Genomic DNA, 12,902 nt, shown 5'->3' with positions numbered 1-12,902 from the left:
CGCCGTTACGAAGCCGTCACGCCCCGAACAGGTCCTGTTGTCCGTTTCCGCCGCCGGCCTGGCGGGGCGGGGTGAGGCCGAGGTGGGCCCAGGCCGCGGGGGTGGCCACCCGGCCGCGCGGTGTGCGGGCGAGAAGCCCCTCCCGGACGAGGAACGGTTCGGCGACCTCCTCCACCGTCTCGCGCTCCTCCCCCACGGCGACGGCGAGGGTGGACAGGCCGACCGGGCCGCCGCCGAACAGCTTGAGCAGGGCCTCCAGCACGCCCCTGTCCAGGCGGTCGAGGCCGCGCGCGTCCACCTCGTACACGGCGAGGGCGGCGGCGGCGATCTCGCGGGTGATCACGCCGTCCGCCTTGACCTGCGCGTAGTCGCGGACGCGGCGCAGCAGGCGGTTGGCGATGCGGGGCGTGCCGCGGGAGCGGCCGGCGATCTCGGCGGCGCCGTCGGGGCGGATCTCGACGTCGAGGAGGTCGGCGGAGCGGTGCACGACGCGCTCCAGTTCGTGCGGCTCGTAGAACTCCATGTGCGCGGTGAAGCCGAAGCGATCGCGCAGCGGGGGCGGCAGCAGGCCGGCCCGGGTGGTGGCGCCGACGAGGGTGAACGGGGGCAGTTCGAGGGGGATGGCGGTGGCCCCGGGGCCCTTGCCGACGATGACGTCGACGCGGAAGTCCTCCATCGCCATGTAGAGCATCTCCTCGGCGGGCCGGGACATGCGGTGGATCTCGTCGAGGAAGAGGACCTCGCCCTCCTGGAGGGAGGAGAGGATCGCGGCGAGGTCGCCGGCGTGCTGGATGGCGGGGCCGGAGGTGATGCGGATGGGGGCGCCCATCTCGGCGGCGATGATCATCGACAGGGTGGTCTTGCCGAGGCCGGGCGCGCCGGACAGCAGCACGTGGTCGGCGGTGGCGCCGCGGGCGCGGGCGGCGCGCAGGACGAGGTCGAGCTGTTCGCGGACCTTCTCCTGGCCGATGAACTCACCGAGGTCCTTGGGGCGCAGGGCGGCCTCGACGGCCTGGTCCTCCCGGTCGGCGACCGAGCCCACCAGCCGCTCGGGGGCGGGGGTGCCGGTCGTGTCGTCCCAGTTCATGGAGTGTGCCTCGATCGTCGGGGGGTCAGCGTGCGCGGTTCAGGGTCTGCAGGGCCGCCTTCAGCAGCTGCCCCACCTGCGGGGTGCCGCCGGCGGCCTCGGCCTGGGGGGCGACGGCGGTGACGGCCTCGTCGGCCTCGCGGGTGGCGTACCCGAGGCCGATGAGCGCCGCGTGCAGCTGGTCGCGCCAGCCCTGGGTGACCGGGGCGCCGACCGCGGGGGCGCCGAGGGGTTCGCCGAGCCGGTCCTTCAGTTCCAGGAGCAGTTTCTGGGCGCCCTTCTTGCCGATGCCGGGGACGGCGGTGAGGGCCTTCTCGTCACTGGTGGCCACGGCGCGGCGCAGGGCGTCCGGCCTGTGCACGGCGAGCATCGCCTGGGCCAGGCGGGGGCCGACTCCGCTGGCCGTCTGCAGCAGCTCGAACACCTGGCGCTCGTCGTCGTCGGCGAAGCCGTACAGGGTGAGGGAGTCCTCGCGGACGACGAGGGAGGTGTGGAGTTTCGCGGGCTGCCCGAGACGGAGCGTGGACAGGGTGTCCGGAGTGCACTGGACGGCCATGCCGACGCCGCCGACCTCGACGACCGCTGCGTCGGGGGCGAGTGCGGCGACCGTGCCGCTGACGAAGGCGATCATGCCGTACGGCCTTTCGTGGGGTGGGCGGTGTGCCGGGCGGCGGCCTGCTGGAGGCGGTTGGTTGCCACGGCCTGCTGCAGCCGGTTCTGGGCGGGGGCGCGCCAGATGTGGCAGATGGCGAGGGCGAGGGCGTCGGCGGCATCGGCGGGCTTCGGGGGCGCGGCGAGCCTGAGCAGCCGGGTGACCATCGCGCCGACCTGGGCCTTGTCGGCGCGGCCGCTGCCGGTGACGGCGGCCTTGACCTCGCTGGGGGTGTGCAGGGCGACCGGGATGCCCCGCCGGGCGGCGCACAGCATGGCGACGGCGCTGGCCTGGGCGGTGCCCATGACCGTGCGCACGTTGTGCTGGCTGAAGACGCGCTCCACGGCGACGAACTCGGGGCGGTGCTCGTCGAGCCAGGCGTCGAGGCCCTGCTCCACGGCGAGCAGCCGGTGGCTGAGGTCGGCGTCCGCGGGCGTGCGGACGACGCCGACGCCGAGCATGGTCAGCGGCCGCCCGGCGACGCCCTCGACCACGCCGACGCCGCACCGCGTCAGACCCGGGTCCACCCCCATCACCCGCACCGCTGTCCCCTCCCGTCGACCGCCTGTTCGTGCAGGCTATCGGCTGCCACTGACAACGCCCCGCAACCGTGCCCGGCACGGCGCGCGCCCGGTACGGCGACGGGCCGACGGGGTGTCCCGTCGGCCCGTGAGACCCGCGCAGCCCTCGGCCGCGTTACGCGTCGACCTTCTCCATGACCTCGTCGCTGACGTCGAAGTTGGCGAAGACGTTCTGCACGTCGTCGCTGTCCTCCAGCGCGTCGATCAGCTTGAAGATCTTCTTGGCGCCCTCCTCGTCCAGTTCGACCTGCATGGTCGGGACGAAGTTGGCCTCGGCGGAGTCGTAGTCGATCCCGGCGTCCTGGAGGGCGGTGCGGACCGCGACCAGGTCGGTGGCCTCGCTGAGCACCTCGAAGCTCTCGCCGAGGTCGTTGACCTCTTCGGCGCCCGCGTCCAGGACGGCGCCGAGGACGTCGTCCTCGGTCAGCTCGCCCTTGGGGACGATGACGACGCCCTTGCGGTTGAACAGGTACGACACCGAGCCCGGGTCGGCCATGGAGCCGCCGTTGCGGGTCATGGCGACGCGCACGTCCGAGGCGGCGCGGTTGCGGTTGTCGGTGAGGCACTCGATGAGCACCGCGACACCGTTCGGGCCGTAGCCCTCGTACATGATCGTCTCGTAGTCGGCGCCGCCGGCCTCGAGGCCGCCACCGCGCTTGATCGCGGAGTCGATGTTCTTGTTCGGCACCGACTGCTTCTTGGCCTTCTGAACGGCGTCGAAGAGCGTCGGGTTGCCCTCGAGGTCGACGCCGCCCATGCGCGCAGCGACCTCGATGTTCTTGATCAGCTTCGCGAAGAGCTTGCCGCGCTTGGCATCGATCACGGCCTTCTTGTGCTTCGTCGTGGCCCATTTAGAGTGGCCGGACATCTGCCTGTCTCCTTCGCGTAACCAATCTCTGTCTCGACTCGGAGATCCTACTAGGACTACCGCGTCCGGTTCGCGCGCACCATGTCGACGAAGAGGCCGTGCACGCGGTGGTCGCCGGTCAGTTCCGGGTGGAACGACGTGGCGAGCGCGTTGCCCTGGCGGACCGCGACGATGTGGCCGTCGTGCTCGGCGAGCACCTCGGCCGCGGCGCCCACGGACTCCACCCAGGGGGCGCGGATGAAGACGCCCTCCACAGGATGGCCCTCGACTCCCCGGACGTCGACCGCCGCCTCGAAGGACTCGTTCTGCCGGCCGAAGGCGTTGCGGCGCACGATCATGTCGATCCCGCCGACGGTCTCCTGGCCCGAGCGCGGGTCGAGGATCTTGTCGGCGAGCATGATCATGCCCGCGCAGGTGCCGTAGACGGGCAGGCCGGCGCGCACGCGCGCGCGGAGGGGCTCCATCACGCCGAAGAGGACGGCCAGCTTGGAGATCGTCGTGGACTCGCCGCCGGGCAGCACGAGGCCGTCGACCTCGGCGAGTTCCTCGGGGCGCCTTACCGGCCTGGCCACGGCGTCGGCCGCGGCCAGGGCGACGAGGTGCTCCCGTACGTCGCCCTGGAGGGCCAGGACGCCGATGACAGGGACTTCGTTCGGCATGAGGGGATTACCAGCCGCGGTTGGCGTAGCGCTCGGCCTCGGGCAGGGTGTCGCAGTTGATGCCGACCATGGCCTCGCCGAGGTTGCGGGACGCGTCCGCGATGATCTTCGGGTCGTCGTAGAAGGTGGTGGCCTTCACGATGGCGGCGGCGCGCTTGGCCGGGTCGCCGGACTTGAAGATGCCGGAGCCGACGAAGACGCCCTCGGCGCCGAGCTGGCGCATCAGCGCGGCGTCGGCCGGGGTGGCCACACCGCCGGCGGAGAACAGCACGACCGGCAGCTTGCCGAGCTCGGCGACCTCCTTGACCAGCTCGAACGGGGCACGCAGCTCCTTGGCGGCGGCGTAGATCTCGTTATTGTCGCAGCCGCGGAGCTTGGCGATCTCGCCCTTGATCTGGCGGAGGTGGCGGACGGCCTCGACGACGTTGCCGGTGCCAGCCTCGCCCTTGGAGCGGATCATGGCCGCACCCTCGGCGATGCGGCGCAGGGCCTCGCCCAGGTTGGTGGCACCGCAGACGAAGGGGGTGGTGAACGCCCACTTGTCGGAGTGGTTGACCTCGTCGGCCGGGGTGAGGACCTCGGACTCGTCGATGTAGTCGACGCCGAGGGACTGCAGCACCTGGGCCTCGACGAAGTGGCCGATGCGGGACTTGGCCATGACCGGGATCGAGACGGCCTCGATGATGCCCTCGATCATGTCGGGGTCGGACATGCGGGCCACGCCGCCGTCCTTGCGGATGTCGGCCGGGACCCGCTCCAGCGCCATGACGGCGACGGCGCCCGCGTCCTCGGCGATCTTCGCCTGCTCCGGCGTGACGACGTCCATGATCACGCCGCCCTTGAGCTGCTCGGCCATGCCGCGCTTCACGCGGGCGGTGCCGGTCTCGGGAGCCTGGAATTCGGTGGTGGACACGGGTGACCTCACTGGTGGGAAAAGAGGGTTTTCTGCACCACCGAGGAAACGCGAGAGGACCAGGCCACAGCAAGGGCCAATGACAAGCCGGTGGATCGTTTTGAGCGCCGTGGCCGGTCAAGGGGCTAAAGCGGCGCGCTCAGGCGACGCGTTCCGCCAGCGCCGTGGGGGGCTCGTCGTCCATCTCGAAGGCCAGCGGGAACGGGGCGTGGCCGGCCAGCCGGAACCAGCGGACCTTGCGGTGCTCGCGGAGCCTGCGGGCGGCCCCCACGGCGTCGTTCAGGAAGCGGCGGGCCATGGGGACCCTGCGGACCGCCTCGGCCAGCTCACGGGCCGCCTCCTCGCCCCCCGGGGCCTCCCGGACGGACTCCACCTGGCGCGGGTCCTCGAACACCGCCCGCAGGGCCTGGCTGAGCTCGCTCTCCGCGACCTCCCGGTGCTCCTCCTCGGCCTGCCGGGCGGCGTGCGCGGCCTCGTACAGCACGATCGACGCGGCCGGGTCGAGCACCCCGGACGTCGCCAGCTCCTGCGCCACGGAGGCCCGCCTGAGCAGCTGGGCGTCGAGCGCGGCCCGCGCGGCGTCCATCCGCACGTGCAGCCGGTCCAGCCGTCCGGCCGTCCAGCTGAGGTACACCCCGATCGCCACGAGCGCGACGAGGATCCAGATGAGGGTTGCGGTCACGGGCGGCAAGGCTACCGGGGCGGGACGGGGCGCCGGTCACGCACTCGTCCCGCACCGGCGGGGTAGTCCCGGCGGTCAGTCCCGGGCCAGGCCGAAGCGGGCGCGCAGGCCCGGGCCCCGTTCGTCCGTGGCGACCGCCGCCGCTCCGGCGGTCACCGTCTCGTAGACCGAGAGAATGTCCGCGCCGACCGTCGACCAGTCGAACCGCCGGACGTGCGCGCTGCCCCGCGCGCGCAGTTCGGCCCGCCGCACCGGGTCCTCCAGGAGGCGTACGGCTGCCTCGGCGAGTGCGTCCGCGTCCTCGTTGGCGAAGACCTCGCCGGCCGCGCCCTGGTCGAGCACCTGGACGAAGGCGTCCAGGTCGGAGGCGAGGACGGGGGCGCCCGCCGACATCGCCTCGACCAGGATGATGCCGAAGCTCTCGCCGCCGGTGTTGGGCGCCACGTACAGGTCGACGCTGCGCAGGAAGCGCGCCTTGTCCTCGTCGCTGATCATGCCGAGGAACTCCACCCGCGATCGCAGCTCCACGGGCAGCGAGGCGACGGCCTCCTCCTCGTCACCGCGCCCCGCGACCAGCAGCCGGGTCCCCGGGCGGGCGGCGAGGATCTTCGGCAGGGCCCGCATCAGGACGGGCAGGCCCTTGCGGGGCTCGTCGATCCGCCCCATGAAGCCGATGGTCTCCCCCTGCCAGTCGGGGTTCGGCTCGGCCTTCGCGAAGAAGTCGACGTCGACGCCGTTGGGGATGACCACCGCGTCCCCGCCGAGGTGCTCGACCAGGGTGCGGCGGGCGTACTCGCTCACCGCGATCCGCGCGCTGATCTTCTCCAGGGCCGCCTGGAGGATGGCGTACGCGGCGATCATCGCGCGCGAGCGCGGGTTGGACGTGTGGAACGTCGCGACGATGGGCCCCTGCGCGGCCCAGCAGGTCAGCAGGCCCAGCGACGGGGACGTCGGCTCATGGATGTGGATCACGTCGAACTTGCCCTCGTGCAGCCAGCGGCGCACCCGCGCGGCCGAGAGGAACCCGAAGTTCAGCCGGGCCACCGAGCCGTTGTACGGCACCGGGACCGCGCGCCCCGCCGAGACGACGTACGGCGGCAGCGGGGTGTCGTCGTCGGCCGGGGCGAGCACGGACACCTCGTGGCCGAGGCGGATGAAGTACTCGGCGAGGTCGCGGATGTGGAACTGGACGCCACCGGGCACGTCCCAGGAGTACGGGCAGACGATCCCGATTCTCACGAGGGTCCCTTCGCCGGATCGAGGTCGGCGAGCCACAGCCGCTGGAGCATGTGCCAGTCCTCCGGATGGTCGGCAATCCCGGTGGCGAAGGCGTCGGCCAGCGCCTGTGTCATGACAGACGTCCGCTCGGCCCGCGTACCTGACTCGGGTACCTCGATCGGGGGATGCACGCGTCCCCGCATGACAGGTGAGTCGTCGTACCAGAGGGTGACCGGCAGGAGCAGCGCGCCGGTCTGCTGGGCGAGCAGCGCCGGTCCGGCCGGCATCCGGGCGCGCTCGCCGAAGAAGCCGACCTCGACGCCGGACGCGGACAGGTCGCGGTCGGCGACCAGGCAGACCAGGCCGCCGTCACGCAGCCGCCGGGCCAGGGTGCCGAAGGCGGAGGCGCCGCTGTGCGCCAGGACCTCCATGCCGAGTCCCTCGCGGTAGGCGACGAACCGGTCGTACAGCGTCTCGGGCTTCAGGCGCTCGGCGACCGTGGTGAACGGTGTCTCCAGTTTCGTGGTGACCCAGGCGCCGGCCAGGTCCCAGTTGGCCAGGTGGGGCAGGGCAAGTATCACGCCCCGGCCGGAGGCGAGGCCGTCGGTGAGGTGGTGGACGTCCTTGGGGTCGAAGCCGGTGCGCACCCGTTCGGCGCTCCAGGCCGGCAGCCGGAAGGACTCCATCCAGTAGCGCAGGTAGGAGCGCATGCCCGCGCGCGAGAGCTCGGCGAGCCGCTCGGGGCCGGCGTCGGGCACCACGCGCGCGTAGTTCGCCTCCAGCCGCAGGACACCGTTGCCGCGGCGTTTCCAGGCGAGGTCGGCGATGGTGGTGCCGAGCCGCACGGCGACCGGCTCGGGGAGCTTCTTGACGGTGCTCCAGCCGAGCCCGTACAGCGTGTCGGTGAGCCGTTCGACGGTGCTCACTTCGCCGCCTCACTCCCCCGCGACGCCTGCCCGGCCGGCCCCGGCTCTCCCCCGGCCTCCGCCTCTGCCTGCGCGTCGGTCTCTGCCTGTGCCTGGGCCTCCGCTTCGGCGGACTCGCGGCGCACCGTGACCACCCTCTGGACCAGCGTGACCAGGCTGCCGACGGCGACGATCCACAGGGCGATCGGCAGCAGCCACTGGATGCCCGGGACACCGAACTTGTGCAGGCCCGCGAAACCGGCCGCGACCAGCGAGATCACCAGTCGCTCGGCCCGCTCGACCAGCCCGTTGACGGCGACCGGCAGCCCGATCGACTCGCCGCGCGCCTTGGTGTACGACACCACCTGGCCGCTGGCCAGGCAGAAGATCGACACCGCGCACAGCAGGTTGTCGTCGCCCCGGCCCGCGTACCACAGGGCGAAGCCGCCGAAGATCGCTCCGTCGGCGACCCGGTCGAGCGTGGAGTCCAGGAAGGCGCCCCAGCGGCTGGACCGGCCCAGCTGACGGGCCATGTTGCCGTCGACCAGGTCGGAGAAGACGAACAGCGTGATGACGACCGTGCCCCAGAAGAACTCACCCATGGGGTAGAAGACCAGCGCACCCGCGACCACGCCGGCCGTACCGAGGAGGGTGACCGTGTCGGGGCTGACGCCCCTGCGGATGAGGAACGAGGCGAACGGTGTGAGGACACGCGTGAAGAATGCACGCGCGTACTTGTTCAGCATGGCCTTCCCGACGGTCGGTGTCGCCGCGGCCCCTGGTGGCCACTGGCTGGCCCATCGTAGCCACGCGCGCGCGTGACCGGCCGCCGGGCACCCGAAGCCGCCGGACGGGGCGTCACGCGCGGCACGGCCGGCGTCCGTCGTATGGACGGGGCGTGACGGGAGTGGAAAGCTCGAAGGACCGCGGGCGTCGCCGGAGCCGCACCGCCGCGGAGCCAGTGCGTCCGCGCCCACAGTGACCTCACCGTGCACGGGAGGCAGGATCATGGGCGACAAGGCACAGACACACCACCCCGGGGCCGCCGGCAGGGCTCTGACGGCCGACCGGCCCGCGTCCGTACGGAATGTGGTGCTGGTCGGCCACTCCGGAGCGGGCAAGACGACCCTGGTGGAGGCGCTCGCGCTGACCGCGGGCGCGGTGAACCGGGCGGGCCGTGTGGAAGACGGCGGCACGGTCTCCGACTACGACGACATCGAGCACCGGCAGCAGCGTTCCGTACAGCTCTCCCTGGTGCCCGTCGAATCGGACGGCATCAAGATCAACCTGCTCGACACCCCCGGATACGCCGACTTCGTCGGGGAGCTGAGGGCCGGTCTGCGCGCCGCGGACGCGGCCCTCTTCGTCGTCTCGGCCTCGGACGGCGTGGACGGCTCGACCCGCATGGTGTGGGAGGAGTGCGCGGCCGTCGGCATGCCCCGCGCGATCGTCATCACACACCTGGAGGCGGCCCGCGCCGACTTCGAGGAGATGACCCGGATCTGCGCGGAGGCGTTCGGCGGCGACGACCCCGACGCCGTCCTCCCCCTCTACCTGCCGCTGCACGGCCCCCAGGGTCCGGACGGGCACGCGCCCGTGACCGGGCTGATCGGGCTGCTCTCGCAGCGCCTGTTCGACTATTCGACCGGCGAGCGCAAGGAGTCCGAACCCGGCGAGGAACAGCTGCCCGGCATCGCGGAGGCCCGCGACCGGCTCATCGAGGGGATCATCGCCGAAAGCGAGGACGAGACCCTCATGGACCGCTACCTCGGCGGCGAACAGGTCGACGTCAAGACGCTCGTCGAGGACCTGGAACGGGCCGTGGCCCGCGGCACCTTCTTCCCCGTGCTGGCCGCCGCGCCCGCCGCCGACGGCGGCCGGCAGGGTCTCGGCACCGTCGAACTGCTGGAACTGGTCACCGGCGGGTTCCCCACCCCGTTCGAGCACCCGATGCCCGGCGTCACCACCGTCGACGGCGAGCGGCGCGAACTGAAGGCGTGCGACACGGACGGCCCCCTCGTCGCCGAGGTCGTCAAGACCTCCTCCGACCCCTACGTCGGCCGCATCTCCCTGGTCCGCGTCTTCTCCGGCACCCTGCGCCCCGACCAGCCGGTGCACGTCTCCGGGCACGGGCTCGCCGACCGCGGCCACGAGGGCCGCGCCCTCCACGAAGCCGACGAGAAGACCGGCGCGCTGTCCATGGCCTTCGGCAAACAGCAGCGCCCCGTCTCCCACGCGGTCGCCGGCGACCTGGTGTGCGTGGCCAAGCTGAGCCGCGCCGAGACCGGGGACACGCTCTCCGCCAAGGACGACCCGCTGCTGATGGAGCCCTGGCAGATGCCCGACCCGCTGCTGCCGCTGGCCATCCAGGCCCACAGCAAGGCCGACGAGGACAAGCTCTCCCAGGGGCTCGGCCGGCTGGTCGCCGAGGACCCGACGATGCGCCTGGAACAGAACCAGGACACCCACCAGGTGGTCCTGTGGTGCCTGGGCGAGGCCCACGCGGACGTGGCCCTGGAACGGCTGCGCAGCCGCTACGGCGTCCAGGTCGACGTCGTACCCCACCGGGTCTCCCTCAGGGAGACGTTCGCGCACAAGGCGGCCGGCCGCGGCCGGCACGTCAAGCAGTCCGGCGGGCACGGGCAGTTCGCGATCTGCGAGATCGAGGTGGAGCCGCTGCCCGGCGGGTCCGGCATCGAGTTCGTGGACAAGGTCGTCGGCGGCGCGGTGCCCCGGCAGTTCATCCCCTCCGTCGAGAAGGGCGTGCGCGCCCAGGCCGCCAAGGGGGTCGCCGCCGGCTACCCGCTCGTGGACGTACGGATCACCCTGCTCGACGGCAAGGCGCACTCGGTGGACTCCTCCGACGCCGCCTTCCAGACCGCGGGCGCGCTCGCCCTGCGCGAGGCGGCGGCGGAGACCCGGATCCACCTGCTGGAACCGGTCGCCGAGGTGTCCGTGCTGGTGGGCGACGACTACGTCGGCGCGGTGATGAGCGACCTGTCCGGCCGGCGCGGCCGGGTGCTCGGCACCGAACAGGTGGGCTCCGGGCGCACCCTCGTACGGGCCGAGGTGCCCGAGTTCGAGATCGGCCGGTACGCGGTTGACCTGCGGTCGATCTCGCACGGCACCGCCCGCTTCGGCCGTTCCTACGCGCGGCACGAACCCATGCCGCCGCAGATCGCCGAACGGATCCGCGAACAGGCGGGCGAGAAACCGTAGCCCGGCGCGGCTCGATGTGTCCCGTGGGCGGGCGGCTTCGGCCGTCCGCCGACGGACTGTCGGCGGCTGCGGATACGCTGATCACCTGATCCCGTCGTGCCGCAACGGTGCCGTACTCGTGCGACACCGGTACGACGGACCGGTCAACAGGTGTGCGGGGCGAGGAAGTCGGGAAGGCCGCAGAAGCACCGGCGGCGAGGGGGCGGGAATGTCGTTTTCAACCGAGTGGGACGGGCCGCAGGTGCCCGTCTCCGGCGACGAGGGCCAGGCGGCCACCTTCGCGCTGGCCTCGGCGGCCTACCGGGACAACGCCTTCGAGGACATCAAGAAGGCCGACAACGAATGGCACGAGTCGACCCTCAAGCCCGGCCGGCTGAACCTGCTGAAGCCGAACCTCGGCGAGGCGTTCTCCCGCGCGGTCGCCGACCGCATGCTCGGCCCCGGCCGCAAACCGCTCATCCAGTCCTTCGGCGCCGAACCCCAGGTCGTCGTCGAGCACTGCCTGGCCGCGAACAACATCCGCCGCGAACGCGACAACCGGCTCACCGCCGTCACCGTGCTCTGCGGACTGCTCTTCCTGCCCGGCATGCTGGGCTGGCTCCTCGTCTTCCAGCTGCGCACCCTCGTCACCAAACGCGACGACAAGCGGGCCGGGACGCTGGCCACCGCCCTGCTCCTCGGCGTCGGCGTGCTCGCCGCCCTCTTCCTGCTGAAGATGCCCTTCGGCGGGTTCTGGGGGTGGTACGCGCGCGCGGCCGTCGTCGCCCCCGTCCTCGGCTGGTTCTGGGCCAAGCAGATCTGCGAACGCACCGCAGGCGACCTGCGCGCCCGCTGGGACGGCCTGCTGTCCGGCAGCAGCGTCGGCGCCAAGGTCCCCGAGGCCGTGCCGCGCAGCCCCGGCGAGACCGCCGCCGAGCAGCTGCGCCAGTCACTGGCCCGGCTCAGCGCCGAACAGCAGTCCAACTCCGTCTTCTACGCCGGCCCCAAGGGCATACTCGGCATGGGCACCCGCTGGGGTTCCTGGCAGCTCGCCGAGGACCTCGTGCCGGCCGACCCCGACCGGGAGATCCACCCCTTCCGCAGCTGGGACGTCGTCAAGGCGATCCACGACCAGCTCCGCATGCTGGAGCGCGGCCCGCTGAACACCGGCGGCTTCCCCCGGCCCTCCATACGGCACTGGATCGTCACGCCGATCGGCGAGAACGCCAAGGCGGTGTCCCGGCCCGAGGGCACCGACGTCGACGTGTTCCAGGTCAAGACGCACGCGATACAGGAGATCTGCAACAAGCAGCAGTTCGGCAGCGGCGACCGGCACTACCTGGGCGTGCAGTGGACCCTGTGGGACGGGCAGCTGGTCATCACCATGCTGATCACGGTGACCGTGCTGCACGAGACGCTCCGCATCGAGGTCACCGGTCATGCCCTCGGCCCGGTGAACCCCCTGTTCACCACCAAGCCGGAGGCGCCGACCAAGGAGGTCTCCAAGTCCCTCAAGCCCTGGGAGACCCGCACGGTCGCGCTGCCGCTGATCGGCACCGACGAGGTGGTACGGCTCGCCGCGCGCGCCCCGCTGACCTGGTACCCGCCCGCGCTCAACTGGCTCGGCGGCTCCATCGTCCTGCCCGAGCCGTTCGGCCTGCGGCACTCCTGGGCCGACCAGCCCTGGCGGCACCGCTTCATGGCCGACGACGCGCTGCGCGCAGCCACGCCGGTGCTGCGGGTGGTGCACGCGGCGGCGATCCGCGTCCTCGACGAGAACGGGGTGAACACGGAGAAGTTCGGTACGCGGTCGGCGTTCCTCAGCGGGGCGGTGCAGGATCCTACGCCGCGGAAGGCGGACGTCTACGACGCGTGAGCCTCCGGCGGTTCGGCGGTTGTTCTTGGTGCGGGTGGGTTCGGCGGCCGGTTCGGGGGCTGCCGCCTTCCTGCCCCCGCGTGACGGGGTCCGGCCCTTCGAGTTCGTCCGCGGGTGCGTGGGGGCTTGTCGCGCAGTTCCCCGCGCCCCTTTCAGGGGCGCTGCCGCACCGCTGGTCGCGCCCACGCGGCGGAGCCGCACATCGACACAGCCCCGCGCCCCTTTCAGGGGCGCTGCCGCCCCCCTGGTCGCGCCCACGCGCC

The 12,902-nt window shown here is 72.3% G+C and carries 12 protein-coding genes; 2 read left to right on the top strand and 10 right to left on the bottom strand.

All coding sequences use genetic code 11. The annotated features are described in order from the left end of the window. Positions 1–16 precede the first annotated feature (16 nt). From ruvB to pgsA, 10 genes are all read right to left on the bottom strand, one after another. On the bottom strand, positions 17–1,087 hold the full coding sequence (gene ruvB, locus ABZ854_RS27745) for a Holliday junction branch migration DNA helicase RuvB (RefSeq protein ID WP_361215715.1): 1,071 nt from the start codon (positions 1,085–1,087) through the stop codon (positions 17–19). A 25-nt stretch (positions 1,088–1,112) separates the two neighbouring features. Next, positions 1,113–1,718: a Holliday junction branch migration protein RuvA gene (gene ruvA / locus ABZ854_RS27740; RefSeq protein ID WP_129310234.1), complete on the bottom strand. Its 606-nt coding sequence runs from the start codon at positions 1,716–1,718 to the stop codon at positions 1,113–1,115. After that, positions 1,715–2,281 (bottom strand): crossover junction endodeoxyribonuclease RuvC, encoded by a 567-nt coding sequence (gene ruvC / locus ABZ854_RS27735; RefSeq protein WP_361215711.1) that lies wholly within the window; start codon positions 2,279–2,281, stop codon positions 1,715–1,717. Before ruvC ends, ruvA begins: the two co-directional genes overlap by 4 nt. Positions 2,282–2,435: 154 nt before the next feature. Continuing rightward, positions 2,436–3,188, bottom strand: coding sequence for a YebC/PmpR family DNA-binding transcriptional regulator (locus tag ABZ854_RS27730; RefSeq protein ID WP_361215709.1), 753 nt, complete (start codon positions 3,186–3,188; stop codon positions 2,436–2,438). A 56-nt stretch (positions 3,189–3,244) separates the two neighbouring features. Next, positions 3,245–3,847: a pyridoxal 5'-phosphate synthase glutaminase subunit PdxT gene (pdxT, locus tag ABZ854_RS27725; RefSeq protein WP_361215707.1), complete on the bottom strand. Its 603-nt coding sequence runs from the start codon at positions 3,845–3,847 to the stop codon at positions 3,245–3,247. 7 nt (positions 3,848–3,854) lie between these two features. Continuing rightward, a complete protein-coding gene (gene pdxS, locus ABZ854_RS27720) occupies positions 3,855–4,760 on the bottom strand; it encodes a pyridoxal 5'-phosphate synthase lyase subunit PdxS (protein ID WP_129310226.1) in 906 nt (301 codons plus the stop codon). A 139-nt stretch (positions 4,761–4,899) separates the two neighbouring features. Continuing rightward, entirely contained in the window at positions 4,900–5,442 is a 543-nt protein-coding gene (locus ABZ854_RS27715) for a hypothetical protein (protein ID WP_361215703.1), read from the bottom strand. Between the two features lie 75 nt (positions 5,443–5,517). Further along, the gene (locus ABZ854_RS27710) at positions 5,518–6,681 is read right to left on the bottom strand and encodes a glycosyltransferase family 4 protein (RefSeq protein ID WP_361215700.1); all 1,164 of its coding nucleotides are present in this window, start codon (positions 6,679–6,681) and stop codon (positions 5,518–5,520) included. After that, positions 6,678–7,586, bottom strand: coding sequence for a phosphatidylinositol mannoside acyltransferase (locus ABZ854_RS27705; RefSeq protein WP_361215697.1), 909 nt, complete (start codon positions 7,584–7,586; stop codon positions 6,678–6,680). The genes ABZ854_RS27710 and ABZ854_RS27705 overlap by 4 nt, the downstream gene beginning before the upstream one ends. Further along, positions 7,583–8,311, bottom strand: a complete 729-nt coding sequence (pgsA, locus tag ABZ854_RS27700; protein ID WP_361215694.1) for a phosphatidylinositol phosphate synthase — start codon at positions 8,309–8,311, stop codon at positions 7,583–7,585. The genes ABZ854_RS27705 and pgsA overlap by 4 nt, the downstream gene beginning before the upstream one ends. Positions 8,312–8,573: 262 nt before the next feature. Between pgsA and ABZ854_RS27695 the strand changes: the two genes are divergently transcribed. Together ABZ854_RS27695 and ABZ854_RS27690 are read left to right on the top strand one after the other, a co-directional pair. Then, on the top strand, positions 8,574–10,784 hold the full coding sequence (locus ABZ854_RS27695; RefSeq protein ID WP_361215691.1) for an elongation factor G-like protein EF-G2: 2,211 nt from the start codon (positions 8,574–8,576) through the stop codon (positions 10,782–10,784). A gap of 208 nt (positions 10,785–10,992) precedes the next feature. Beyond that, positions 10,993–12,639, top strand: a complete 1,647-nt coding sequence (locus ABZ854_RS27690; protein ID WP_361215689.1) for a hypothetical protein — start codon at positions 10,993–10,995, stop codon at positions 12,637–12,639. Positions 12,640–12,902 lie beyond the last annotated feature (263 nt).

Origin of the sequence: Streptomyces sp. NPDC047028, assembly GCF_040644095.1 — a bacterium.
Lineage (GTDB): Bacteria > Actinomycetota > Actinomycetes > Streptomycetales > Streptomycetaceae > Streptomyces.
The sequence above is the reverse complement of the archived record's forward strand: the minus strand, read 5'-3'. Positions and strand labels throughout refer to the sequence as shown.

Excerpts from the sequence above, each read along its gene's own strand:
- ABZ854_RS27730 (WP_361215709.1), bottom strand. The coding sequence starts at position 3,188 with ATGTCCGGCCACTCTAAATGGGCCACGACGAAGCACAAGAAGGCCGTG.
- ruvB (WP_361215715.1), bottom strand. The coding sequence starts at position 1,087 with ATGAACTGGGACGACACGACCGGCACCCCCGCCCCCGAGCGGCTGGTG.
- pgsA (WP_361215694.1), bottom strand. The coding sequence starts at position 8,311 with ATGCTGAACAAGTACGCGCGTGCATTCTTCACGCGTGTCCTCACACCG.
- pdxT (WP_361215707.1), bottom strand. The coding sequence starts at position 3,847 with ATGCCGAACGAAGTCCCTGTCATCGGCGTCCTGGCCCTCCAGGGCGAC.
- ABZ854_RS27690 (WP_361215689.1), top strand. The coding sequence starts at position 10,993 with ATGTCGTTTTCAACCGAGTGGGACGGGCCGCAGGTGCCCGTCTCCGGC.
- ruvA (WP_129310234.1), bottom strand. The coding sequence starts at position 1,718 with ATGATCGCCTTCGTCAGCGGCACGGTCGCCGCACTCGCCCCCGACGCA.
- ABZ854_RS27695 (WP_361215691.1), top strand. The coding sequence starts at position 8,574 with ATGGGCGACAAGGCACAGACACACCACCCCGGGGCCGCCGGCAGGGCT.